The following is a 23819-nucleotide window of genomic DNA, read 5'->3' as shown; positions in this document are numbered from 1 at the left end:
GTGGACGGCCGGCCGCGGTGTTATGTCAACAGGGTTGACGCAATATGTGCGCCTATTGTTCGATCGCATTTCCCCCACGGCTCTTCCCTCCCTTCCCCGTCCCCTCCCCGCGAGGAGCCTTCCATGACGTCCACCCCGCCCGGCCGGACCACCCCGGCCCGTCCTCCCGCAGAGCTGCGCCGCTCCCTCGGTGTCGTCGACGGTGTCGCCATCGCCGCCTCCAGTACGGCGGCCACCACCAGTATCGCCATCGGTATGGGCACCATCGCCGCCACCGTGGGCCTCCAGGCCCCTGCCCTCATGCTGCTGGCGTTCCTGCCCGTGCTGGGTATCGCCTCGGCATACGCCCGCCTCAACCGCTCAGAACCCAACTGCGGCAACGGCTATGTATGGGTCGGCAAGTCCCTCGGCCCGTGGCCCGGCTTCCTGACCGGCTGGGTCACCATCGTCGGCACGGTGATCTTCCTCGCCTTCACCGGCGCGGTCACCGGTTCGGTGGTGCTGATCTTCGCCAACAAGGCCGGCCTGAACAGCCTCGCCGGGATCTCCCTCGACCCGCAGTCCACGGCCGTGAGCACCGCCGTCGGCCTGGTGGTCCTCGCGGCGGTCACCGTCCTGGCGGTCACCGGGGTGCGCAGCGCCACCCGGCTGCAGTTCGGCCTGCTCGTCTTCGAGTACGCCGTGCTGCTGTTCTTCTGTACCTGGGCCCTGGTCACCGGCCGGCAGGAGTTCTCACTGTCGTGGTTCAACCCCTTCGAGATATCCAGCGGTAAGGCCTTCGCCCAGGGGCTGGTACTGGCGGTGTTCTTCTTCTGGGGCTGGGACGCGGCCTTCAGCGTCACCGAGGAGACCAAGAGCCCGGAAGACTCCGCTCGCGGTGGCTTCATCGCCCTGTTCGCCATGCTCGGCCTGTTCATCTTCGCCTCGGTCGCCTTCCAGCGGGAGATGAGCCTGCCCGAACTCATCAAGAACGGTCCCCAGGCGCTGCCGTACCTCGGCGCCAAGCTGGCCGCCGAACCCTGGGCGAGCCTGCCGTTGCTCGCCCTGATGTTCTCGGCCGTGGCCTCCGTTCAGTCCTCCGTCATCCCCACTGCCCGCGGCCTGCTGGCCATGGGCCGTGACCGCACGATGGGCCGGGTGTGGACCCGTATCAACCCCAAGTACGGCACCCCTGCCGCCGGAACCGTCATCGTCATGTCGATCGCCGCCGGCATCGCAGGGCTCGCCGTCGTCATTCCCAAGCTGAGCGACATGCTGCTGGCCGCCGTCAACGCCATCGGCCTGGTCGTAGCCCTCTATTACGGCCTCACCGCGCTCGCCTGCGCCGTCCGCTTCCGCGCCGCCCGCCACGAAGGACCGCGCGAGGCACTGCTCGCGATCGGCGTGCCCGCCGCCTCCGGGACGATCCTGCTCGGCCTCGGGGTCTACCTCGGCTACTCCTACCTCACCATGAGCGACCACTTCGAACTCAGCCCGGACAACGGCTGGTTCATGCTGTCCCTGCCCGCCGCCATCGTCATCGGCGGATTCGTCATGGCGGCGGTCGCCAAGTACGGCCGCCGATCGCCGTACTTCACCACCGGGCACGGCACCGATGCCGACGCCCTCGCCCTCCCCATGGACCGTACGCCCGCCTGATCCCCCACCCTCCCCGGAGATCACCCCATGTCCCACCACCAGGCCGCCGATCTCGTCTTCACCGGCGGCTCCGTCCACACCGTCGATCCCGCCCGCAGCCGCGCCACCGCCGTGGCCGTGCGCGGCGGGCGGATCGTCGCCGTCGGCCACGACGAGGTCCTCGATCTGATCGGCGCCCGCACCGAGGTCGTCGACCTCGCCGGGCGCCTGCTGTTGCCGGGCTTCCAGGACGCGCACGTCCACCCCCAGGGTGCGGGCATCGAACTCGCCCTGTGCCATTTGAACGACACCGTCGACCCCCGGGAGTATCTGCGGCGCATCAAGGTGTACGCCGACAGCCACCCGGACGCCGAGTGGATCACCGGCGGTGGCTGGTCCATGGAGGCATTCCCCGGCGGCACCCCCACCGCGGCCCTGCTCGACGCGATCGTTCCCGACCGGCCCGTCTTCCTGCCCAATCGTGACCATCACGGCGCCTGGGTCAACACCCGCGCCCTGGAGCGGGCCGGTCTCGACTCCCGTACACCGGACCCGGCCGACGGCCGCATCGAACGCGACGCCGAGGGCAACCCCACGGGGATGCTCCAGGAAGGCGCGGTCCACGTCGTCGGCGCTCTGGTGCCCGACCCCACCCCCGAGGAACAGACCGCAGCTCTCCTGCGGGCCCAGGCCGTACTGCACTCGTACGGCGTCACCGCCTGGCAGGACGCCATCATCGGCGCGTACGCCAACATGACCGACCCGGCCCCCGCGTACCACGCGGCCATCGCGGACGGCCTGCTCACCGCCCGGGTGGTCGGCGCCCTGTGGTGGGACCGCGGTCGGGGCTCCGATCAGATCCCCGAACTTGTCGCCCGACGGGAGGAGCTGAGCCGGAGCCGGTTCCAGGCCACCACCGTCAAGATCATGCAGGACGGCATCGCGGAAAACCACACCGCCGCCATGCTCGACCCGTATCTCACGAGCTGCGGCTGCGCCTCCGACAACAGCGGCATCAGTTTCATCGAGCCCGGCGAGCTGAGGGCGCACGTCACCGAACTAGACGCCCTCGGCTTCCAGGTCCACTTCCACGCGCTCGGGGACCGCGCGGTCCGCGAGGCGCTGGACGCCGTGGAGGCCGCCCGCGCCGCCAACGGATGGCGCGACACCCGCCACCACCTGGCGCACCTCCAGGTCGTCCACCCCGAAGACGTCCCGCGTTTCCGCTCGTTGAACGCCACCGCCAATATGCAGGCACTGTGGGCTGCCCACGAACCCCAGATGGACGAGCTGACCCTGCCCTTCCTCGGCGCTCAACGCGGCACCTGGCAGTACCCGTTCGGTGATCTGCTGCGCGCCGGCACCACCCTCGCGGCGGGCAGCGACTGGCCGGTCAGCAGCCCGGACCCGCTGGCAGCCGTCCATGTCGCCGTCAACCGGATCGCCCCCGACGCGCCCGAGGGCACGAAGGCCTTCCTGCCGGAGCAACGCCTCGACCTGGGGGCCGCCGTCGCCGCGTACACGGCGGGCAGCGCCCATGTGAACCACCTGGACGACACCACCGGCAGCATCACGCCCGGGAAGTTCGCCGACCTCGTCGTCCTGGACCGCGACCCGTTCGCGGGCCCGCCCACGGAGATCGCCGCCACCCGCGTCCTGCAGACCTTCGTCGAGGGCAAGCGCGTACACGCCGCCTCCAACGCCTGAGCGGGGTCGGGGACTGGCGCGGTGGCTATCGCTCCGTTTCCAGTCCCCGTCTGGCGGAGCCCCATTCCGGCGGTGACTCCTGCACGGCGCAGCCCGAAGATCGATGCAGGTCAGTCGCGTGGCCGGCCCCCTGACACGGCCGTCGCCGGTTGGGTCCGGTCGCCGGCCAGCAGGCGGTAGAGCGTCTGGTACGCGCTGGCCATGTTCAGGGTGTCGAACCGGTTGCATACTCGTTCCCGGCAGGCCTGCGGAGAGAGGCGGTCCACGGAGCGGAGCGCGGCGGGCAGTTGTTCGGGCCGGTCGCAGATGAAGCCGGTGACGCCGTCATCGACGATTTCCGGTACTGAGCCGCGGCGCAGGGCGACGACTGGTGTGCCGCAGGCCATGGCCTCCACCATGACCATGCCGAAGGGCTCCTCCCAGCAGATGGGGAAGACGAGGCACCGGGCGTCGGCGAGCAGGCCGAGTTTGGTGGCGTGATCGGCTTCGCCGATCCATCGGGCGTCCTCGCCCAGCCGGGGCCGGACCTCTGCGTCGACGTAGGCCCGCTCCGCCGGGTCGTTGCACGCGCCGGCGATGAGGATCGGCATGTCCGCCCGGCGGGCTGCGTCAATGGCCAGGTGGACTCCCTTGTCCGCGGCGAGTCGGCCGAGGAAGAGGGCGTGACGGCCCTTGCGGAGGCGGTACGGGTAGTCGGCGGTACGTACCGCGTTGTATATCTGGCCGGACCACAAGATGTCCGGGGCCTGTGCCTGCTGGGCTCGGGAGATGGCCACCAGATGCACCGTGTCGCCCAGGGCGCGGTAGTACTCGCCGGTTACTCCGGAAACGGGTCCATGCGCGGTCACCACGGTGGGGGCACGACGTCGGCGTGCCTGGAGGGGGCCCGCGGTGCTGTGGTCGTGGATGACGTCGGGACGAAGAGAGGCCAGAGTTCCGGCCGCTCGTGCGGCATGCACCACTTCCGGCCCGACAGATCCCAGGTGGTCGCCCTGGGGGGTCTCGTATGTGGCGACGAAGCGACCCAGGGTGCCGTTGTGTCCCACGCCGATGACGGTGACCTGGTGGCCCAATTCGACGAGCCCGTCGACCAGGGCCGCGCACATCGCCTCGGTCCCTCCGTAGCCGGCCGGCGGGAGTTCGAACCAGGGCGTCGAGATCATCGCGATGTTCAGCGGAGGGATGCGGGGCATGTCGTTCACTCTCCTGCCGGCAACGGGGCAGGGGTTTGGCGGTGTTGGTGGTTCGGTGCCGCGCGCAGGGGCCGACGGGGCTGGTGCACGATCTCGACTTCGTCGGGCAGCCCTGTGACGCGGGTCGACTCGCCGTCCACCTCCAGTTCGACGCGTCGGCCGGCCAACGGGATGTTGTGGATGCGCAGACGTCCGTAGCGGGCCGGCCAGGCCGGGGCGACCCATACCTGACCGTGCGACATCCAGGGGTCGATCCGCAGCAGTGCGCGTACCAGTTGGACCGGGGTGGCAGCGGCCCAGGCCTGCGGGGAGCAAGAAGTGGGATACGGCAGCGGCGCGTCGTAGTCGCTGCGGTCGAAGCCGCAGAACAGCTCTGGCAGCCGGCCGCCGAAGGCCTCTGCGGCGTCGAGGATGCCGGTCGCCACCCGCTGGGCATGTTCCACGAAGCCGTACCGCATCAGGCCTGTGGCCACAAGGGCGTTGTCGTGCGGCCAGACCGAGCCGTTGTGGTAGCTCATGGGGTTGTACGCACCCATCGTGGACGCCAGGGTGCGTACGCCCCAGCCGGTGAACATCTCCGGTGACAGCAGCCGCTCTGCCACGTGCTCGGCCTTGTCGCGGTCGGCGATCCCGGTCCAAAGGCAGTGGCCCATGTTGGAGGCCAGGGCGTCGATCGGGCGTTTGTCCCGGTCGAGGCCGACCGCGTACCACCCGCGTTCAGGCAGCCAGAACTGCTCGTTGAAGGCCTCCTTCAGCGCGTCCGCGCGCTGCGTCCAGTGCTCGACCGCCTTCTGGTCGCCCGCCTCGTGGGCGAAGTGCGAGCGCACAACGTAGGCCGCGTAGACGTAGCTCTGCACCTCGCACAGGGCGATCGGCGGTTCGGCCAGACTGCCGTCGGCGAAGTTGACGCCGTCGTAGGAGTCCTTCCACCCCTGGTTGAGCAGGCCGTTGCCGGTCATCCGCTGGTACTCCACGAAGCCGTCGCCGTCCCGGTCGCCGTACTCCTCGATCCACTGCAGCGCCCGGTCGGCATGCGGCAGCAGCTCCTCGACCGCATCGGGCGCGATGCCCCACCGGCTGAGCTCCCCCAGAACGATCACGAACAACGGGGTGGCGTCGGCAGTGCCGTAGTAGACGCTGCCGCCGCCGCGGGCCAGCGGGAAGTCCAGTCCGAACCGGGTTTCGTGCAGGATGCGCCCGGACTCTTCCTCGGTGTCCGGGTCGGTCTTGCGGCCCTGGTCGCGGGCCAGGGTCTGCAGGGTGCCCAGGGCCAGGGTTTGGTCCAGCGGCAGTGCCATGTACGAGGACAGCAGCGAGTCGCGGCCGAACAGGGCCATGAACCACGGGGCCCCTGCGGCGATCGCCGTGTGCTCGGGGTGCCGTGGGTCGAAGATGCGCAGCGCGCCCAGGTCCTCCAGGCTCCGCCGCAGCGTCTTGTGCAGTTCCGGGTCCTCGATGTCGGTGATGCGCGGGGCGCTCTCGCGCCAGGCACGCAGGCGGCGCGCCGGCTCGGACTCGCCGGGCTCCGCCCCCGGACGGAAGACGCTGCCGGCCTCCTCGCCCTCGACGCTGGGGCGGACCAGGACGGTGGTGCACCACTCGCCACGCGCCGGCAGCTCGGCGAGGAAATCCAGCCCGTCCGGCCGCGCGGTGGCATCGCTGCTCTCCACCCGCACTCCGCGCAGGGAATCACCCGAGTGCAACACGAGTTCCAGAGCCTCGCCGGTGGGCGTGGCCGTGACCTCGCCCACCAGGCGTACGCGGTTCTCCTTGACCGCGAACACATCGGCGAAGTCGGCGCCCACATCCAGTGTGAGCGGCACCGTCATCGGACGCGTACTGAGGTTGCGCAACCGGAGGTCCTCGCGCATCCCCTCGCCGACGTAGCGCCGACGTTCCAGCAGGAGTTCGCTCTGCGAGCCGTGTGGCGGGACGCGGGAGACGAACGTCGTGCTGTAGGGGTCCTGGGAGAGCACGGTGAGGTGGTGCGGCCGGTGGCCGTCCACTCGGACCTGCCAGTCGGAGATGACCCGCATGTCGCGGAAGAACAGCCCCTGCGGCACCTCGGCCTCCATGTCGCCCGAGGTGCCCGAGACGCAGAACGTCGGCCCCTCGACCAGTGTGACGGTGGCCGCCGTGAGCACGGCCGGTTCCGTCTCCTCGATGATGGTGCCGACCTCGTCGGTCATGGCTCCTCCTAGCCCGAGGCGCCGACGAGAGCCTCGAAGTCCCGGGGCAGCTGGGACATCACGTGGCGGAACTCGCCGTCACTGACCGCGTCCTTCAGGGTGCTCAGCTCGGCCCGTACGCCCTCGCGGGCCTCGTCCGGGCTCACCCCTGCTCGCCTGCTCACCCGATTGATGAATTCGTCGAGTCCGAAGGGCTCGGCCTCCGGAGTGGGAGAGACCAGGGGCTCCTGCAGCGGCTTGGGCAGTTCGGACGCGAGGTCCTCCGCCTCACCCCTGGTGAGCCGCTCAGCCAGGGTTTCCAGGGTGGCACGAGTGACGGGCTCCGCCTTCTCCGGGGGGACGGGGGCGCGCCGGGTGATGGTGTCGAGGAAAGTGTTGTAGTCCATGAGCCGTCCCTTCTTGCTGTGCCTGTGCAGCTCCCTGGCGGAGCTCTTGAGACAGCCACCGCAGGCTGCGTCGTGGGTGTGGGGGTGACGGGCTGATGCGCGTCATGGTGCATGCGGCTCAGCCGAGGCCGAGCAATATCTAATATTTCCGGCATTTCTATGCTCCGGATGTGGGCCACACCCCGCCTGCTCCCGGCGGGAGGAAAAGCGGTGAGCGCGATAGGCCTCCGAGCACAAGTGCCGACGGCTTCCGCCACGGCAGGGGACGCCGGCTCCGGTCTACGGATGGTCGTCAGAGTGCTGTGTCTGCTGGCGCGGTCGGCTTCCCCGCCGCGCTCGACCTCGTCACGCCCACCGAGTTCGCGGGGCCGGGATGCCCGGCTGGGAACGCTACGCCCTCGCCCGTGCCCAGATCGTTCTCGACCGGCTTGACGGCGACATTGTCGCCCACAAGGCGCGTCTGGATGCCGAGGAGGTTTTCCAGGACGCCCGTGGCCGCCGGCTGGACGCCTATGCCAACTCGCTCTGTCGCTCCGTCAAAAGGCGAGTGCAAGGGGTCGGCGGTCACCCGACGCGGCTGCCTGTCGTGCCGCCACGGTCATCGCCGAGCAGGTACTCGTCACCATGTCGGCGTCACTGCCGCCCACCCAGGATGATCCTCCAGATGCGCGTTGCCACCTGCAGATTGAGCCGCGTGTCCACATCCCCCAGGTCGCGGTCGCTGATCTCACGAATGCGCTGCAGCCGGTAGCGCAGGGTGCTGCGGTGGACCGTCAGCGCGGCAGCCGCGTCGTCGTAGTTGCCTCCGCAGTCGAAGTAGCGCGAGAGCGTCTCCACCAGCTCCGTGTCATGCCCTGTGTCGTAGTCGATCAGCCGGCCGAGCCACTCTCGCACGAAGCCTTCGAGCTCCCGGAGATCGTTGCCGGGCCCCAGGATCCGGTACAGCCCGAGGTCGTCGAAGAACGTCGTCCCACTGCGCTGGCGGGAGTTCTGCCGCACCTCCAGGGCCCGCTGTGCCTCCTCATAGCAGCGGGGAACGCCGTCCGGAGAGTCGCAGCGGGTGCTCACCCCGATCGCTCCGTCGGGCGTCCCCAGCTCTTGGGCCAGCGCCGCGTGCACGGCATCGTCGTCGGGCCTTGCTTCGGTCAGCAGAACCACCCGGTCGCCGCGACGGGTGATCAGTGGACGGATCGCCGTGGTGCCCGTCGCTCGCTCGACGGCACGGGTGAAGGAGTCGTCGGGGGCGTTGCCCGGCCAGTGCACCACGACCACGTAGTGGGTACGTTGCAGGTCGTGGCCGACGGCTTCGGCCCGGGCGTAGGCGCTCGCCTCGTCAGTGCCCTCCAGCAGGTCGTCGATCAGCTGGCGGCGAAGCCGCAGTTCCACCTCGGTGATGTCGCGCATGTGCATGAGCTCCTGGGCGAGCGACCACTGGGCGTGATCCAAGGCGAACATGGTGTGCTCGTTGGCCGTCGCCTCGGGGTCCTCGAGGGCAAGTACGCCGAGGAGGTCGCCGCGCGGCCGGGCCAGGGCGATCAGCCGGTCCTTGACCCTGACGGGGCTCGCCTCGCGCCCGACCTGCCGCAGCATCTCTGCCTGGTAGGTCGTGGACCGCACCGGATAGGGATCGGGCCGATCGGGACCGGCCCAGGATCTCAGGTTGCCGAACCGGTCCTCGATGAGCGCCGACAGCCCGGTGAGCTCGTACAGCGCCTGGGTGATGGCGTCCTCGCCGCCGCCCCGGGCAGCGACACGGGCGAGGGTCTCGTGCACCGTCTTCTGCAGGTTCAGCTTGGAGCGCATGGTGTCCAACTGCCGCAGGGCTGTGTCCCGTTCGGTGCGGAGTCGGCTCAGTTCGGCGGCGTTGTCGTGGTGCGCGGCGCGCGTGACCGTCAGTGACATGGCCGCCGATGTGAGCCCCACAAGGGTCGAGAGGAGGACGTGCCCCTGCTCATCGGGCCCGGAGTGGGAGGAGACCACGATGTAGCCGAGCAGACCGCCGACCCCGCGCAAGCCGAACGCCCAGTTCCAGGACCAGTCCGGAAGGGATACGGAGCCGTCAGCCTCGCCCAGTTCTTCCAGGCTTTCGTCGACCGTTGGCGCTCCCGCGTCGTCGCCGGGGACGCGGGACAGGCCGTCGTCCGTCGCGAGGTATCCGGCCTGGGCGTGGTAGGGCCCGAGAGCACTGACGTGCCGCATGGCCAACCGCACGATCTCACTCTGCTGCGTGCAGGTGAACAGGGTGCCCGACAGCGCCAGCAGCCCGTGTGGGTCCAGCGCCGCGAGCGGACGGGGGTCCTGCCGTTCGGTGCCCGCAAGGTTGCCCGGGTGGCGGGTCACATCTTGCTCGGGGACGTGAGGGGGAGGTCTCTGTGACGGATGGCAGGCCATCACTCCGTTCCCTTCCGGTCTCTCTCTTCCGGTCATCGGAGACGATCGAGAGAGCGGGATCCACGCCTGGGTCAGCCCTGAGTACCCGGCCTGGGCAAGGCCATGCGACTTGTCCGAATTTTAGCCCTACTCCCGTGGACCGACCGATTGTGTTGATTTCTGACCTGTCGGGTGCAGGCGGAGCGCGCTGCTCTCTTGCCACTCTGGGCGTGTCAGGGATCGCCGGGCGCACCGGCAGCCGTGGCAGGAAGGACTGGCCGATGAACGAGCAGACCCGCAGGACCATCGCCTCGTACACGACCTACCAAGAGGCGGAACGCGCCGTCGATCACCTTTCCGATCAGGGGTTTCCCGTCGAGCGGACGGCCATCATCGGGCAGGACGTGCGCCTGGTCGAGCAGGTGACCGGCCGCATGGGCCATGGCGAGGCCGCACTGCACGGCGCGGCGAGCGGCGCCCTGCCCGGTGCACTGATCGGGTGGATCTTCGGGCTGCTGAACTGGCTGGACCCGGTCGTGTCGGGACTGCTCCTCGCCCTGTACGGGCTGGTTTTCGGAGCACTCGTCGGCGCACTGCTCGGCCTGCTGGCGCACGCGGCCCAGCAAGGCCGCCGCGACTTCGCCTCGGTGAGCTTCATGCAGCCCAGCAGGTACGACGTCGTCGCCGACGACGCGGTCGCCGACGAGGCGGCGCGGCTGCTGGCCGAGCTGCCCAGCGAGGCCGGCACCGGCACAAGAAGCGGGACTCGGAAGAGCAACCGCCCGCAGAGCGGTCCCGCCGTCACCTGAGCGAGTGCGGAAGACCCGGCGCGACTCCGTGGGCGAAACGGAGATTGCCCGTCGCGGAAGGAGTTCCTCATGGCCAAGGCAGTAGGCATCGATCTGGGCACGACCAACTCGGTGATCGCCGTCTGGGAGGGCGGCGAGCCGACGGTCGTACCCAACAGCGAGGGCAACCGCACGACACCGTCCGTGGTGGCCTTCACCGACACAGGCGAGCGCCTGGTGGGCCAGATGGCCCGCCGCCAGGCGATCCTCAACCCCAAGGGCACCATCTACTCCGCCAAACGGTTCATCGGCCGGCACTTCGACGAGATCTCCGAAGAGGCCAAGGCCGTCGCGTACGACGTGGTCGAGGGAGAGGGCGGCGCCGCCCGCTTCAAGGTGCGCGACAAGCTCTACGCGCCCGAGGAGATCAGCGCGCAGGTGCTGCGCAAGCTCGCCGAAGACGCCTCCAAGCAACTGGGAGAGCGGGTCACGGAGGCGGTCATCACGGTGCCCGCCTACTTCAACGACGCCCAGCGCACCGCTACCAAGGACGCCGGGCGGATCGCCGGCCTGGAGGTGCTGCGGATCATCAACGAGCCGACGGCGGCCGCCCTGGCCTACGGCATGGACAAGAAGGAACACGAGACGGTGCTGGTCTTCGACCTGGGCGGCGGCACCTTCGACGTGAGCATCCTCGACGTCGGCGACGGCGTGGTGGAGGTACGGTCCACGGCGGGCGACAGCCATCTGGGCGGCGATGACTTCGACCGCCGGCTGGTCGACCTGCTCGCCGACGGCTTCCAGAAGGAGAACGGCATTGACCTGCGCAAGGACCCGCAGGCCCTGCAGCGCCTGTTCGAGGCCGCCGAGAAGGCGAAGACGGAACTCAGCTCGGTGACCCAGACCCAGGTCAGCCTGCCGTTCGTCACCGCCGACGCCTCCGGGCCCAAGCACCTGACCACGACGATCATGCGCTCCACCTTCGAGCAGATCACCGCTGACCTGGTGGAACGCTGTCTCGGTCCGGTCAGGCAGGCCATGGAGGACGCCAAGGTCGGCGAGAACGACATCGACGAGGTCATCCTCGTCGGCGGCTCCACCCGCATCCCCGCCGTACAGGCCCTGGTACGCCGGCTGACCGGCGGCAAGGACCCCAACATGAGCGTCAATCCCGACGAGGTCGTGGCGATGGGCGCCGCGATCCAGGCCGGGGTCCTCAAGGGCGAGGTCAAGGACGTTCTGCTGCTCGACGTCACCCCGCTGTCGCTCGGCGTGGAGACCGCCGGTGGCGTGATGACGAAGATCATCGAGCGGAACACCACCATTCCTGTGCGCCGTACCGAGACCTTCACCACGGCCACCGACAACCAGCCCGCCGTCGACGTCGTCGTCCTCCAGGGCGAGCGGGAACTCGCCGCGGACAACCGCGTCCTCGGCCGCTTCCAGCTCACCGACATCCGCCCCGCGCCGCGTGGCGGACCCCAGATCGAGGTCATCTTCGACGTCGACGCCAACGGCATCCTCAACGTCACCGCCCGGGACAAGGACACCGGCAAGGAGCAGGGCATCACCATCAGTGACACCTCCAACCTCGACCGCAGCGAGGTCGAGCGCATGATCGAGGAGGCCGACCGCAACCGCAACCAGGACCAGGCGCTGCGCGAGGCCATCGACGCCCGCAACGAACTCGACGCCATCGCGTACCAGGTGGAGAAGCGCCTGGGCGAGCTGGGCGGCGACGCGCCCGCGCACGAGAAGGCCCGCGCCGAGATGCTGGTGGGCGAGGCCCGCGAGGCGGTCAAGAACGAGGCCGGGGTCGACAAGGTCCGGCCGCTCGTCTCCGAGCTGCAGCAGGTCTACGCCGGTCTGGCCGCCCAGCGGCCCGGAGCGGCGGCGGGCGAGCAGGACGGCACCGGGGCGCCGGACGGAACGGGTGCGGGCGGTGCCGCGCCGGGCGGCACGGGCGGTGACGACGACGTGATCGACGCCGAGTTCGACAAGAGCTGAGGAGTCCGTCATGCCGATCCCTCCCCAGGACCGCTCGCCGGATCCGCTGCCGGAAGGCGCCGTGGCTCCACCGCGCGGGGACATGCCCCAGGCCGGGCCGCCGCGCGCGGACCTGCCCCAGCCCGGGCCGCCGACCGACCGGGCCGAACCGGGGCCCGACGCGGCGACCGGCCCGGCCGCACCCGACGACGAGTACACGGCCGCGCTCAAGGAGGTCGAGGACCGCTGGCGCCGTGCTCTGGCTGACCTCGACAACCTGCGCAAACGCCACGCCAGAGAACTCGACCGGGAGCGCGTGGCCGAACGGGCCCGCACGGCCTCGGCCCTGCTGCCCGTCATCGACAACCTGGAACTGGCCCTGAGCCACGCCGGCGCGGAGCCCGACGCGATCGTCGAGGGCGTGCGGGCCGTACGGGACCAGGCGGTCACGATCCTCGACCGCCTCGGCTTCGAGCGCCACGCGGAGACCGGTGCCCCGTTCGACCCCGCCCGGCACGAGGTCGTCGGCGTGGTCCAGGACGCCGACGCCGAACCGAACACCGTGGTCCAGGTGCTGCGCCCCGGCTACGGATCGGGCGAACGGCAGTTGCGGCCGGCCGCCGTGATCGTGGCCAAGCGGGAGTGACCGTCGATGGCAAGCGACTTCTACCAGGTCCTCGGCGTCCCGCGCACCGCCGACCAGGACGAGATCCAGCGGGCGTACCGCAGCCTGGCCCGCAAGTACCACCCCGACGTCAACAAGGACCCCAGCGCGGAGGACCGCTTCAAGGAGATCAACGAGGCCTTCAGCGTTCTGTCCGACCCCGACCAGCGGGCCAAGTACGACCGGTTCGGCGAGGACTTCCGGAAGGTCCCAGACGACTGGGAGGAGCGGGTCGGCGCCGACGTGGGCGCCGGCGGCGGCTTCCGCCGGGGCGGCGACGGTCCCCGCGTGCGGTACGCCGGCTCCGGATTCGGTGGCGAGGGCGTCGACATCGAGGACCTGTTCGGCTCCTTCTTCGGCGGTGCGGGACGGATGCGCACCCCGGGAGCCGACCAGGAGGCGGAACTGCCGCTCACCGTCGAGGAGGCCTACCGCGGTGGCCGTCGGAGCGTCACCCTCGCGGGGCCCTCCGGACAGCGGAGCTACGACGTCGACGTGCCGCCCGGCGTCATCGACGGCCAGCGCATCCGGCTGGCGGGCGAGGGCGGCCGCGGCAGCGGCGACGCGCCAGCCGGCGACCTGTACCTGCGGGTGCGGATCCAGCCGCACCCCCAGTTCCGGCTCGAAGGCCGGGACGTCCACGTCCAGCTCCCGGTCACCCCCTGGGAAGCCGCGCTCGGCGCCACCGTACCCGTGTCCACCCCCAGCGGCGCCACGGCGAAGGTCAACGTGCCCGAAGGCTCCTCCAGCGGCCGGCGGCTCCGGCTGCGCGGCGAGGGCATGCCCAACCCCCGCGGAAAGAACGGCGACCTGTACGCAGAGATCCGGATCATGGCGCCGCCCCGGCTGACCGACCGCGAGCGCGAACTGTTCGAGGAACTCGCAGCCGTCTCCTCGTTCGACCCCCGGAGGACCCGATGACCGACCGACCGGCCGCAGCGCGACGCGAGCGTACCCAGGCGGCGCCGGCGGGCATGCGCGTCCAGTACGCCATCGTGCCCGTGCCGAGGCTGTCCCTGGACACCGTGGCGCGCCGCTCCGGCCTCCACCCCGACCTGGTCCGCCGGTTCGTGGCCCTCGGCCTGGTGGACGCCGACCGCGACCTCGCCGGGCGGCTCTCGTTCGCCCCCACGGCCCCGGCCGCTCTCGCCCGCGTCCAGCGGCTGCGCACCGGGTTGTGCCTCAACTATGCATCCATCGGACTGGTGCTCGACCTGCTCGACCGCATCAGCCTGCTCGAAGCCGCGCTGCGCCGCACCGGGACGAGGAGTGATCCCCCACCATGGACATGAACCGCCTGACCCAGAAGTCCCAGGAAGCCCTGCAGGCGGCCCAGAGCGCCGCCACCCGCATGGGGCAGACCGAGGTCGACGGCGAACACCTGCTGCTCGCCCTCCTCGACCAGGAGGACGGCTTGGTGCCACGACTGGTGCAACAGGCCGGAGGCGAACCCAAGGAACTGCGCGCCGCCGTGAAGGAGGAGCTCTCCCGGCGGCCCAGGGTCACCGGACCCGGCGCGGCGCCCGGGCAGGTCTTCGTCACCCAGCGCCTGTCCCGACTGCTGGACGCGGCCGAACGCGAGGCCAAACGCCTCAAGGACGAGTACGTGTCCGTGGAACACCTGCTGCTCGCCCTCGCCGAAGAGGGCACGTCGACCGCCGGCGGACGGCTGCTGAAGGAGTCCGGTATCACCCGGGAGTCGTTCCTCGGCGCGCTCACCCAGGTCCGCGGCAACCAGCGCGTCACCTCCGCCAACCCCGAAGTCGCCTACGAGGCCCTGGAGAAATACGGCCGGGACCTGGTGACCGAGGCGCGGACCGGGCGGCTGGACCCCGTGATCGGCCGAGACGCGGAGATCCGCCGTGTCACCCAGATCCTCAGCCGCAAGACCAAGAACAACCCCGTCCTCATCGGAGACCCCGGCGTGGGGAAGACCGCCATCGTCGAGGGCCTGGCCCAGCGCATCGTACGCGGGGACGTACCCGAAGGGCTGCGCGACAAGACCGTGTTCGCCCTCGACATGGGCTCGCTCGTGGCCGGCGCCAAGTACCGGGGCGAGTTCGAGGAGCGGCTCAAGGCCGTCCTGGCCGAGGTCAAGGGCGCCCAGGGCCGGATCCTGCTCTTCGTCGACGAGTTGCACACCGTCGTCGGCGCCGGTGCCGCCGAAGGGGCGATGGACGCGGGCAACATGCTCAAGCCGATGCTGGCCCGCGGCGAGCTCCACATGATCGGCGCGACCACACTGGACGAGTACCGGCAGCACATCGAGAAGGACGCCGCCCTCGAACGCCGCTTCCAGCAGGTGGTGGTCGACGAGCCGAGCGTGGAGGACACCATCTCCATCCTGCGTGGCCTGCGCGAACGCCTGGAGGTCTTCCACGGCGTGAAGATCCAGGACACCGCGCTGGTCGCCGCGGCGACCCTCTCCCACCGCTACATCACCGACCGGTTCCTGCCGGACAAGGCCATCGACCTCGTCGACGAGGCATGCGCCCGGCTTCGCACCGAGATCGACTCCATGCCCGCCGAACTCGACGAGATCACCCGCCGGGTGACCCGCCTGGAGATCGAGGAAGCGGCCCTGTCCAAGGAGACGGACGCGGCCAGCAAGGCGCGTCTGGAGGAACTGCGCAAGGAACTGGCCGACCTGCGCGCCGAGGCCGACGCCAAACACGCCCAGTGGGAGGCGGAACGGCAGGCCATCCGCCGGGTGCAGCAACTGCGCCAGGAACTGGAGCAGGTCCGGCAGCAGGCGGAGGAGGCCGAGCGCGCCTACGACCTCAACCGGGCCGCCGAACTGCGGTACGGCAAGCTCCAGGAGCTGGAGCGCCGGTTGCAGGCAGAGGAGGAGCAACTGGCCGCCAAGCAGGGCCAGAACCGGCTGCTGCGCGAGGTGGTCACCGAGGAGGAGATCGCCGAGATCGTCGCCGCCTGGACCGGCATCCCCGTCGCCCGCCTCCAGGAGGGCGAGCGGGAAAAGCTGCTGCGGCTGGACGAGATCCTGCGCGAGCGGGTCATCGGCCAGGACGAGGCCGTCAAGCTGGTCGCCGACGCCATCATCCGGGCCCGCTCCGGCATCCGCGACCCGCGCAGGCCCATCGGCTCGTTCATCTTCCTCGGCCCCACCGGCGTCGGGAAGACCGAGCTGGCCAAGACGCTCGCGGCGGCTCTCTTCGACTCGGAGGAGAACATCGTCCGTCTCGACATGAGCGAGTACCAGGAGCGGCACACCGTCAGCCGGCTGGTCGGCGCGCCACCTGGATACGTCGGCTACGAGGAGGGCGGCCAGCTCACCGAGGCGGTACGCCGCAAGCCGTACTCGGTGGTCCTGTTCGACGAGATCGAGAAGGCGCACACCGACGTCTTCAACACCCTGCTGCAGGTCCTCGACGACGGGCGGATCACCGACGCCCAGGGCCGCACGGTCGACTTCCGCAACACCGTGATCATCATGACGTCCAACATCGGCTCGCAGTACCTCCTCGACGGCGTCACCGCCGACGGCGAGGTCAAGCCGGATGCCCGGGCGCTGGTGATGGGCGAACTGCGCGGCCACTTCCGGCCGGAGTTCCTCAACCGCGTCGACGACATCGTGCTGTTCAAGCCGCTCGGCGAGGCCCAGATCGAGAAGATCGTGGTGCTGCAGTTCGACGAGCTGCGCCGCCGGCTCGCCGAGCGCCGAATCAGCGTCGAACTCACGGAAGCAGCCAAGGAGTTGATAGCCCACCAGGGCTACGACCCGGTGTACGGGGCCCGGCCGCTGCGCCGCTACATCTCCCACGAGGTGGAGACCCTCGTCGGGCGGGCCCTGCTGCGCGGCGACGTCCAGGACGGCACCACCGTCCGGGTCGACGCCCCGGAGGGCGAACTGGTGGTCAGCTACGAACAGCCGCCGGCCGCCGAGGGAGCGAGGGCGGCATGAGCACCATGCAGGCCACGACCGCCCGCTGCCCGCACTGCGGACGCGCCAACCGGGTGCCCGTGGCCGCCGAGGGCAGCCCGAGGTGCGGCAACTGCAAGAAGCCTCTGCCCTGGATGGTCGACGCGAGCGACGACGACTTCTCCGAGGTGGTCGAGCAATCGAGCGTGCCCGTCGTCGTCGACCTGTGGGCCACCTGGTGCGGCCCCTGCCGCATGGTCAGCCCCGCCCTGGAGAAAGTCGCCACCGACCTCGCCGGACGGATCAAACTGGCCAAGGTCGACGTGGACGGCAACCCGCGGCTGGCCCGCAGGTTCGAGGTCCAGGCCGTGCCGACACTGCTGGTCCTGGCCCACGGCAGGACCGTCGCCCGGCAGGCGGGCGCCGCACCCGCCCCCGCGCTGCGCCAGTGGGTGGAGCAGTCGATCACGGGCCGCGCACCGGCCCAGGAAGGATGATCCGCGATGACCCTCCACGCCGACCCCCATCTCGCCCTCGTACGGCCCGTCGCGCCGCGCACCCCCGAAGGCTGTGAGGAGTGCCTGCAGCTCGGTTCCCCCTGGGTCCATCTCCGGCTCTGCCTGACCTGCGGCCACGTCGGCTGCTGCGACTCCTCACCCAACCGGCACGCCCGGCGGCACGCCGCCGCAGACGCCCACCCCATCGCGGCATCGCTGGAGCCCGGCGAGGACTGGCGGTGGTGCTTCGTCCATGAGGCGTTCGTCTGATGTCCGGGGACGAGGCCCGGCCGGACCCGGCGCCCGCGACCGACGGCACCGACGACGCGGACGAGGTCGTCCCGTTCGAGACCCCGGACGTCTACGGCGCGTACCCCCGCCTGAGCGACGATCAGATGGCCCGCCTCGCGGAACACGGCCAACGGCGCTCCGTGGACGCCGGCGACGTGCTGATCCAGGAGGGCGAACGCTGCGAGGCGTTCTACGTCGTCCTCAGCGGCTCCGTCGCCATCATCGAGGACTACGGGACACCGGAAGAACACCTGCTGCGCGTCCACGGCCCCGGCCGCTTCATCGGCGAACTCGGGCTCCTGCACGACCAGGTGGCCTTCTACACCGCCGCGGTCCGCGAACCCGGCGAGATCATCGCCCTGTCCCTGGACCAACTGCGCCGCCTGATCAACCGGGACCCCGCGCTCGGCGACGTGGTGCTGCGCGCCTGCCTGGGCCGCCGCGCCCTGCTGGTCGGACAGGGCGCGGGCTTCCGCATCATCGGCTCGCGCTACTCGCCGGACACCCGGCGGCTGCGCGAGTTTGCCACCCGCAACCGGCTGCCGCACCGCTGGATCGACCTGGAGACGGACCAGGAGGCCGAGGAACTGCTGCGGCGCTTCGGCGTCGGCCCGCAGGAGACACCGCTGGTCATCTGGCGCGACACCACCCTGCTGCGCAACCCCAGCAACGGCGAACTGGCCCGGCTCATCGGCCTGCCGCCGCTGCCCGCCGAGAACGGCCGCGACGACCTGCTGATCGTCGGCTCCGGCCCGGCCGGCCTCGCCGCCGCCGTGAACGCCGCCTCCGAGGGCCTGAACACGACCGTGGTCGAATCCCTGGCCACCGGCGGCCAGGCCGGGACCACTTCCAGGATCGACAACTGCTTCGGCTTCCCCTCCGGGATCTCCGGCGCCGAACTCACCGAGCGCGGAGTGCTCCAGGCGAGCAAGTTCGGCGCTCGCCTCGCCGTTCCGGCGGAGGCCACCGGCATCGAGCCGCGTGACGGCCACTACGCCGTCTCATTCGCCGACGGCGGCGAGATCACCGCCCGTGCCGTCCTGCTGGCCACCGGCGCCCACTACCGCCGCCTCCAGGTACCCGGCATCGAGCGTCTGGAGGGCGTCAGCGTCCACTACTCGGCCACCGTCTACGAGGCCCAGCAGTGCCGCACCGATCCCGTGGCCGTGATCGGTGGCGGCAACTCCGCCGGCCAGGCGGTGCTGTTCCTCGCCGGCTACTCACCTCAGGTGAACCTCCTCGTACGCGGCTCCTCCCTGGACGCACACATGTCCCGCTATCTGATCGACCAGGTGGAACGCCATCCGCAAGTACGGGTGTTGCTGCACACCGAGGTGACGGAGGTGATCGGCGACGGGGTGCTGCAGGCGGTGGACGTGGTCGACCACCGCACCGGCGAACACCACCGCATCGCCGTGCGGGCCCTGTTCGTCTTCACGGGGGCCGACCCGTACACGCAGTGGCTGTCGGGCACGCTCGCCCTCGACGCACGCGGATTCCTCCTCACCGGGGCCGATGCCCAGGCCCGCTCGGGCCCCGGTCTCTGGAAGAGCCAGGGACGCGACTGCCTGACCCTGGAGACCAGCCTGCCCGGGGTCTTCGCGGCCGGCGACGTCCGCAGCGGCTCGGTCAAACGCGTGGCCTCCGCCGTCGGCGAAGGCGCGATGACCGTCCACTTCGTCCACCGCTACCTGGGCCACACGGCCGCGCCCGGCGGCGCCGACACCTCCCCGCACACCCGTCCGAAGGAGTCCGCTTGGCTCGCATGACACCCAGCGAGCGACGAGATCACGAGAAGGAGAAGGAGGCGATGGGAATGACCACGCCCGTCCGCCGCCACCGCGGCGGCGCAATTCAGGAGAGGCCCATCGGCTGGGCACGCAATCCACTGACGGAGTTCGACCAACTGCTCAACGAGATGGGCGGACTGATCGAAGCCACGGTCGGAAGCGCGGCGCCCGCAGTCGCGTGGACCCCCCTGGCGGATGTCACGGAGTCCGACGACGCCTTCCACGTCGAGATCGAACTCCCCGGCGTCAGAAGCAAGGACGTCAACGTCGAAGCAAACGGCCAGGAGCTCGTGGTCACCGGAGAGATCAAGGAGAAGGAACGCAAAGGCGTCCTGCGCCGGAGCACCCGCCGCACCGGAGCGTTCGAGTACCGGCTGCGGCTGCCCGGAGAGGTCGACACCGAAAAGATCAATGCGCAGATCTCGGACGGAGTGCTCACCATCACCGTCCCCAAGGCCGAGGTCGCAAAGTCCCGGCACATCGAGATCAACGAGACGAGTGAAAGCTCCCAGAGCAGCGGCTGAGACGCGAACGCCGCGGTGCGGACACCCCATCCGGCACCGCGGCCGGGCCGGCGAGGCCCGACACCGGGGCGGCCCACCAACCCCCGTGAGGCTCGGCCTCCTGGGCCGTCGGACATCGCTTGCTTCCGCCCGCTCCGCACCCTCGCGCGCAGTGCCAGGGCATCGTGTCGCTTCCATGGAGAAAGCGAAAACGGTGTCCCGGAAGGTGGCAGCGCAGCACAGTAGACCACCCTGCGCACGAGACCGCCTCCGGCATGGCCGAACAACGCCTCGACGACGAGATCGAACAGATCACCCACGCGCTCCACGAAGCCGGCCCGACGAGCCGGGACGGAGTCGAACAGGCCGTGGCGGCCGTTCCTGGGGCCCCGGCGCTTCCGCCGTGCCCCGCGTGAGGCCGAGCGGGAGTCCCGGGTCAAGAGTCTTGCGAACGGCAGCTACGCGCCGGCGGACTGACCCGGCCGGCCCGACAGCGCACCGAGCGACCTCCATGACCAGCGATGACCGGGACGGAAGGAAGGCAGCGATGAAATACGACGGATTCCTCGCCCGTGTGCGCGAGCTAGGCGAATACAACGACCAGGACGAAGCCGCGGACGTCACCAACGCCGTGCTGGAAGTGCTGGCCCAGCGGATCAGCCCGGGAGAGGTCAAGGACCTCGCATCCCAGCTGCCCGGCCCCCTGGGACAGGTTCTGCACCACGCCACGCCGCAACAGGCCCAGAGCTTCGGGATCGAAGAGTTCTACCGCCGGGTCGCCGAGCGCACCCATGCCCGTCCGCGTACGGCGCAGTGGGACGCCAGCGCGGTCCTCACCACCGTTGCCGACGCTGTCACCGGCGGAGAACTGAATCAGATCATCAGCCAACTCCCCTCCAGTTACGCGGTCCTCTTCGGCAAGGCCGACCTCGCGGACTGAGCTGGTGAGGCGAGCGCCCGGCACGAAAGGCCCACGCACATGGTTGATACAGGGTTCTTGGCCTGATCCGCCGGGCGCCCGACGGACTGCCGGGTGCGCTGAAGGCCGTGGGGGACCTCAACCCCGCGCAATGCCGCAGGAGCGTGGACCGGTTGCAGCGGGCCGTGGCAGGCACCGCCTGGTCCGGTCGCCCCTCACAGCAGGAGGTCGAAGACGGCTCGGGCCTCGTCCCAGTGCCGGGTCTGAGGGTTCTTCAGGTCGGGGTGGAGGATCTTGAAGCTCTGGGCAAGGGCCAGACTGAGTCCGCCGACGATCTCCGGATAGGCCGCCTCGGTCTCCTCGTCGGGCGTGCGATCCAGAGCGGGGTGGGTGGCGAGCTGTTCCAGGATCGGCTTGATTTCTACTTCGTGGTCGATCTTCCGGAAGCGGTGAATGCTCTCCTGCAGGCCTTTCGTGATCGGTAGGTCAGAGGTCTGGATGATGTCGCGTCCATTGGCCTTGGCAGTGGCCTGGGCGACGGTCAGCAGATCGTAGAGCTTGGCGTCGACGAAGTCGCTGTAGCGCTTGAGATCGTTCTTGTCGACGTCCAGCCCCGCGGCCGCGCGGAAGAACCTTTCGAACCTGGCGATAGACATCACGGTCATGACGGCAACCTCTGGCTGCGGGCGCCGGGGCGGCTCCCGGCCCCCTGGGCTTCCCAGTCAGCCTGGCCGACGGGGGCGCGCGAACGCATGCGCATGTCGGGCCCAATTAGCCTCCCTGAATAGCCCTGCCAGGCCCAGGCGTCCGACAGGTGAGGTACTGGTGTGGCGCTGGGCAGGAGACGAAGGACGACGGCGTCGGAGTCCAGGACCCACCAGCCGCCCTTGCCGGAGACGAAGGGCGCCTGCGGCTCCTGGACCGGGTCCTCGGGCAGCACCTCTACCGTCCGGATGCCGTGCGGCCCGCAGTGGCGGCAGGACTGCGGCGCCCTCCCGCTGGGCCGCCTGGTGGGCCATGGTCCTCAGCACCCTGTCGAGGCGGGCGCCGCCGCCCGGTTCGGCGGCCGCCGCCAACTTCGCCTCGGCCGGGGAAGCCCTCGAGGCCATGCCGATTTCCTCGCCCGGTCTGCGGCGGCGGCGCTGCAGCGCCCTTCGCAGGGCGAGAGCGCCGATGGCAGCGCACCGGCGCCGAAGACAACATCTCGAACCCCGTGGGCGGTGTATTCCACCGTCCAGTGTTCGCGAGCACAAGACGCCATCTCGGCCGCGTTCGCCTGTTCGGCAGGCAGGTCGGTGATGGTGTAGACGGCCTCGCTGGACAGTTCCCTGGTGCCGTTCCCTGACTGAACCAGCGCAGATCCGTCCGACATCCGCCACAGGCGCCAGGCGGGGCCTCAGCCGGTCGCTGCCTGCGCCCCGAGCTGGGACGCGCCGCTCAGGGCGCATACCCAGGCCGGCGTCGACTTCCGGCCCGGGTTCGCGAAGCCGACCCATTTGGTCGGGTTGGTCGGGAGGCATTACGACCTTCCTCGCGGGCGGCGTCGTGCACCGTGCCTTCAGCGGGACCTGGGCTCCGTCAGCGGGACCCCGTGGCGCTCGGCCAGGGTGCGAACCGTGTCCGGCAGCGGAGGCGCGCCGGCGGCTGGGGAGAGTAGACCGGTGTGGATTCGAATGAGGCCCTTGGCGTCGCGGGTGAGGACCCACGTCGGGTGCTGGAAGCCGATGGGGAGTTGCTGCCCCGTGTTGAGCCGCAGCGTCAGCCAGGTGCCCTCGGGATCCAGCTCCAGGGCGGCGATGCGGGACCAGCGCAGCACGATCAGGTTGTCCGGGGCACCCACCCCGATGCCCAGGTCGTTGACGAGGAGCCGCTCCTTGCCGGTGCTGGTCAGGCCGACGAAGCGTATGAGCATCAGGAACGTGCCGAAGACAGCCAGTCCCGTCACCGCGTCCGGCAGGTGGAAGACGGTGATGTTCAGTGTGGTCAGTGTGACGAGCAGGAGTAGGTAGAGCAGATTTCGCAGCATCTGTCGGTTCCAGCCCTTGGGGTCGCACTGATACACGGCCACGGGCGAGAGGACGGGGGGCGCAGGTGGCGGCGCGGGCCGGGTCGACGTCTCCGTAGGGGCGTGGGCGGAGCCGGCGGCCATGGTGGCGGTGTGGTCCTCAGCGCCGCCGTCCGCGCACAGATCGAGCAGCCACCTTGGCGACGGCCGCTGTTCGGGTTCCTTGTGCAGGCATGCGCGCACGAGGGTCCGCAGTGCCTGCGGCACCGCGGACGTGTCGGCCTCGTGGTGCACAGCGGCGTACATCTGCCCGTACGGCTCGCCATGCCCGAACGCGCTGCCACCCGCCGCCGCGACCAGTACGGCGCCGAGGGCGAAGACGTCGCACGCGCCGGTGATGTCACCGCGGCCCTGTACCTGCTCGGGCGCGACGAACCCGGGGGTTCCGATCACGCCGCCGTCGACGGTCAGCTGTGTGCCTTCCAGCGGGCGGGCGATCCCGAAGTCCAGGACGCGCGGCCCGTCCTCGGCCAGGACGATGTTGCTCGGCTTGAGGTCGCGGTGCACGAGGCCGCAGGAGTGGATCGCCTCCAGCGCCTCGGCCAGCGCCGCTGCCAGGGCCCACAGCCTGGCCTCGCCCAACGGGCCGTGCTGCCGGATCTCGTCGGCAAGCGTCGGCCCTTTGACGAACGCACTGGCCATCCACGGCTCTGGCGCGTCGGGGTCGGCGTCCACCACGGCAGCCGTGTGGAAGCCGCCGACCCTGCGGGCGGCCTCGACCTCTTTGCGGAACCGGGCCCGGTACCGGGGGTCGGCCGCGTACTCGGGCCTGATCACCTTGATCGCGACCTCGCGTCCGCCACGCGAGCGCCCCAGATAGACCGAGCCCATGCCGCCGCTGCCTATCTCGCGCACGATCACGTAGTCCCCGATACGCGCCCTCGTCACGGCTCCCCCTCCGATGCTCGGCTCATTGCTGGCTGCGCATCAACTCACGCGAAGCGTATGGTAGTTGGTTCCTCAGGTGCGTCTTT

20 protein-coding genes and 2 pseudogenes are annotated in these 23819 nt (G+C 70.2%); 15 read left to right on the top strand and 7 right to left on the bottom strand.

Going from position 1 to position 23819, the window contains the following annotated elements:
* Positions 1-123: 123 nt before the first annotated feature.
* A complete protein-coding gene (locus QF030_RS02600) occupies positions 124-1638 on the top strand; it encodes an APC family permease (RefSeq protein WP_307161010.1) in 1515 nt (504 codons plus the stop codon).
* A gap of 27 nt (positions 1639-1665) precedes the next feature.
* The gene (locus QF030_RS02595; protein ID WP_307161009.1) at positions 1666-3324 is read left to right on the top strand and encodes an amidohydrolase; all 1659 of its coding nucleotides are present in this window, start codon (positions 1666-1668) and stop codon (positions 3322-3324) included.
* A gap of 110 nt (positions 3325-3434) precedes the next feature.
* Here QF030_RS02595 and QF030_RS02590 read toward each other — a convergent pair whose 3' ends face one another.
* Genes QF030_RS02590 through QF030_RS02580 form a run of 3 tightly spaced genes read right to left on the bottom strand, consistent with a single transcriptional unit; the run spans position 3435 to position 7092 of the window.
* On the bottom strand, positions 3435-4517 hold the full coding sequence (locus QF030_RS02590) for a glycosyltransferase family 4 protein (protein WP_307161008.1): 1083 nt from the start codon (positions 4515-4517) through the stop codon (positions 3435-3437).
* Between the two features lie 5 nt (positions 4518-4522).
* On the bottom strand, positions 4523-6706 hold the full coding sequence (locus QF030_RS02585; protein WP_307161007.1) for an amylo-alpha-1,6-glucosidase: 2184 nt from the start codon (positions 6704-6706) through the stop codon (positions 4523-4525).
* A gap of 8 nt (positions 6707-6714) precedes the next feature.
* The gene (locus QF030_RS02580) at positions 6715-7092 is read right to left on the bottom strand and encodes a DUF2267 domain-containing protein (RefSeq protein WP_307161006.1); all 378 of its coding nucleotides are present in this window, start codon (positions 7090-7092) and stop codon (positions 6715-6717) included.
* Between the two features lie 361 nt (positions 7093-7453).
* Between QF030_RS02580 and QF030_RS02575 the strand changes: the two are divergent.
* Positions 7454-7648: pseudogene (locus QF030_RS02575) on the top strand (hypothetical protein); the annotation flags it as partial.
* Between the two features lie 77 nt (positions 7649-7725).
* Here QF030_RS02575 and QF030_RS02570 read toward each other — a convergent pair.
* The gene (locus QF030_RS02570; protein WP_307161005.1) at positions 7726-9432 is read right to left on the bottom strand and encodes a PucR family transcriptional regulator; all 1707 of its coding nucleotides are present in this window, start codon (positions 9430-9432) and stop codon (positions 7726-7728) included.
* A gap of 311 nt (positions 9433-9743) precedes the next feature.
* Here QF030_RS02570 and QF030_RS02565 point away from each other — a divergent pair, with 311 nt between their 5' ends.
* The 12 genes from QF030_RS02565 (at position 9744) to QF030_RS02510 (ending at position 20801) form a co-directional block, all read left to right on the top strand.
* Complete coding sequence (locus QF030_RS02565; protein ID WP_307161004.1) at positions 9744-10271, top strand: general stress protein; 528 nt, start codon at positions 9744-9746, stop codon at positions 10269-10271.
* A 69-nt stretch (positions 10272-10340) separates the two neighbouring features.
* Entirely contained in the window at positions 10341-12257 is a 1917-nt protein-coding gene (dnaK, locus tag QF030_RS02560; RefSeq protein WP_307161003.1) for a molecular chaperone DnaK, read from the top strand.
* Positions 12258-12267: 10 nt separating this feature from the next.
* Positions 12268-12882, top strand: a complete 615-nt coding sequence (gene grpE / locus QF030_RS02555) for a nucleotide exchange factor GrpE (protein ID WP_307161002.1) — start codon at positions 12268-12270, stop codon at positions 12880-12882.
* A 6-nt stretch (positions 12883-12888) separates the two neighbouring features.
* Complete coding sequence (locus QF030_RS02550) at positions 12889-13821, top strand: J domain-containing protein (RefSeq protein ID WP_307161001.1); 933 nt, start codon at positions 12889-12891, stop codon at positions 13819-13821.
* Complete coding sequence (locus QF030_RS02545) at positions 13818-14192, top strand: chaperone modulator CbpM (RefSeq protein ID WP_373428721.1); 375 nt, start codon at positions 13818-13820, stop codon at positions 14190-14192. The genes QF030_RS02550 and QF030_RS02545 overlap by 4 nt, the downstream gene beginning before the upstream one ends.
* Positions 14183-16822 (top strand): ATP-dependent chaperone ClpB, encoded by a 2640-nt coding sequence (gene clpB / locus QF030_RS02540; protein WP_307161000.1) that lies wholly within the window; start codon positions 14183-14185, stop codon positions 16820-16822. The genes QF030_RS02545 and clpB overlap by 10 nt, the downstream gene beginning before the upstream one ends.
* Positions 16819-17277 (top strand): thioredoxin, encoded by a 459-nt coding sequence (gene trxA, locus QF030_RS02535; RefSeq protein WP_307160999.1) that lies wholly within the window; start codon positions 16819-16821, stop codon positions 17275-17277. Before clpB ends, trxA begins: the two co-directional genes overlap by 4 nt.
* A 6-nt stretch (positions 17278-17283) precedes the next feature.
* Positions 17284-17547, top strand: coding sequence for a UBP-type zinc finger domain-containing protein (locus QF030_RS02530; RefSeq protein WP_307160998.1), 264 nt, complete (start codon positions 17284-17286; stop codon positions 17545-17547).
* A complete protein-coding gene (locus QF030_RS02525) occupies positions 17547-19337 on the top strand; it encodes an FAD-dependent oxidoreductase (RefSeq protein ID WP_307160997.1) in 1791 nt (596 codons plus the stop codon). The genes QF030_RS02530 and QF030_RS02525 overlap by 1 nt, the downstream gene beginning before the upstream one ends.
* Positions 19338-19384: 47 nt before the next feature.
* Complete coding sequence (locus tag QF030_RS02520) at positions 19385-19882, top strand: Hsp20/alpha crystallin family protein (RefSeq protein ID WP_307167447.1); 498 nt, start codon at positions 19385-19387, stop codon at positions 19880-19882.
* A gap of 254 nt (positions 19883-20136) precedes the next feature.
* Positions 20137-20277 (top strand): hypothetical protein, encoded by a 141-nt coding sequence (locus tag QF030_RS02515; RefSeq protein ID WP_307160996.1) that lies wholly within the window; start codon positions 20137-20139, stop codon positions 20275-20277.
* A 131-nt stretch (positions 20278-20408) separates the two neighbouring features.
* Positions 20409-20801, top strand: a complete 393-nt coding sequence (locus QF030_RS02510; protein WP_307160995.1) for a DUF2267 domain-containing protein — start codon at positions 20409-20411, stop codon at positions 20799-20801.
* Between the two features lie 194 nt (positions 20802-20995).
* On the opposite strand, the gene QF030_RS02505 is transcribed toward QF030_RS02510, so the two are convergent.
* The 3 genes and pseudogenes from QF030_RS02505 to QF030_RS02495 form a co-directional block, all read right to left on the bottom strand.
* A complete protein-coding gene (locus QF030_RS02505) occupies positions 20996-21445 on the bottom strand; it encodes a DUF1931 family protein (protein WP_307160994.1) in 450 nt (149 codons plus the stop codon).
* A gap of 527 nt (positions 21446-21972) precedes the next feature.
* Positions 21973-22116 (bottom strand): annotated as a pseudogene (locus QF030_RS02500) (ISAs1 family transposase); the annotation flags it as partial.
* 222 nt (positions 22117-22338) lie between these two features.
* Positions 22339-23733, bottom strand: a complete 1395-nt coding sequence (locus tag QF030_RS02495; RefSeq protein WP_373428720.1) for a serine/threonine-protein kinase — start codon at positions 23731-23733, stop codon at positions 22339-22341.
* Between the last annotated feature and the right edge of the window lie 86 nt (positions 23734-23819).

The organism is Streptomyces rishiriensis (genome assembly GCF_030815485.1).
In the GTDB taxonomy this organism is placed as follows: Bacteria; Actinomycetota; Actinomycetes; order Streptomycetales; family Streptomycetaceae; genus Streptomyces; species Streptomyces rishiriensis_A.
This window is presented reverse-complemented; position numbering and strand designations above follow the sequence as displayed.

Coding starts and splice junctions, on each gene's coding strand:
- QF030_RS02600 (WP_307161010.1), top strand. CDS start 124: ATGACGTCCACCCCGCCCGGCCGGACCACCCCGGCCCGTCCTCCCGCA.
- QF030_RS02595 (WP_307161009.1), top strand. CDS start 1,666: ATGTCCCACCACCAGGCCGCCGATCTCGTCTTCACCGGCGGCTCCGTC.
- QF030_RS02590 (WP_307161008.1), bottom strand. CDS start 4,517: ATGCCCCGCATCCCTCCGCTGAACATCGCGATGATCTCGACGCCCTGG.
- QF030_RS02585 (WP_307161007.1), bottom strand. CDS start 6,706: ATGACCGACGAGGTCGGCACCATCATCGAGGAGACGGAACCGGCCGTG.
- QF030_RS02580 (WP_307161006.1), bottom strand. CDS start 7,092: ATGGACTACAACACTTTCCTCGACACCATCACCCGGCGCGCCCCCGTC.
- QF030_RS02565 (WP_307161004.1), top strand. CDS start 9,744: ATGAACGAGCAGACCCGCAGGACCATCGCCTCGTACACGACCTACCAA.
- dnaK (WP_307161003.1), top strand. CDS start 10,341: ATGGCCAAGGCAGTAGGCATCGATCTGGGCACGACCAACTCGGTGATC.
- grpE (WP_307161002.1), top strand. CDS start 12,268: ATGCCGATCCCTCCCCAGGACCGCTCGCCGGATCCGCTGCCGGAAGGC.
- QF030_RS02550 (WP_307161001.1), top strand. CDS start 12,889: ATGGCAAGCGACTTCTACCAGGTCCTCGGCGTCCCGCGCACCGCCGAC.
- QF030_RS02545 (WP_373428721.1), top strand. CDS start 13,818: ATGACCGACCGACCGGCCGCAGCGCGACGCGAGCGTACCCAGGCGGCG.
- clpB (WP_307161000.1), top strand. CDS start 14,183: ATGGACATGAACCGCCTGACCCAGAAGTCCCAGGAAGCCCTGCAGGCG.
- trxA (WP_307160999.1), top strand. CDS start 16,819: ATGAGCACCATGCAGGCCACGACCGCCCGCTGCCCGCACTGCGGACGC.
- QF030_RS02530 (WP_307160998.1), top strand. CDS start 17,284: ATGACCCTCCACGCCGACCCCCATCTCGCCCTCGTACGGCCCGTCGCG.
- QF030_RS02525 (WP_307160997.1), top strand. CDS start 17,547: ATGTCCGGGGACGAGGCCCGGCCGGACCCGGCGCCCGCGACCGACGGC.
- QF030_RS02520 (WP_307167447.1), top strand. CDS start 19,385: ATGACCACGCCCGTCCGCCGCCACCGCGGCGGCGCAATTCAGGAGAGG.
- QF030_RS02515 (WP_307160996.1), top strand. CDS start 20,137: ATGGCCGAACAACGCCTCGACGACGAGATCGAACAGATCACCCACGCG.
- QF030_RS02510 (WP_307160995.1), top strand. CDS start 20,409: ATGAAATACGACGGATTCCTCGCCCGTGTGCGCGAGCTAGGCGAATAC.
- QF030_RS02505 (WP_307160994.1), bottom strand. CDS start 21,445: ATGACCGTGATGTCTATCGCCAGGTTCGAAAGGTTCTTCCGCGCGGCC.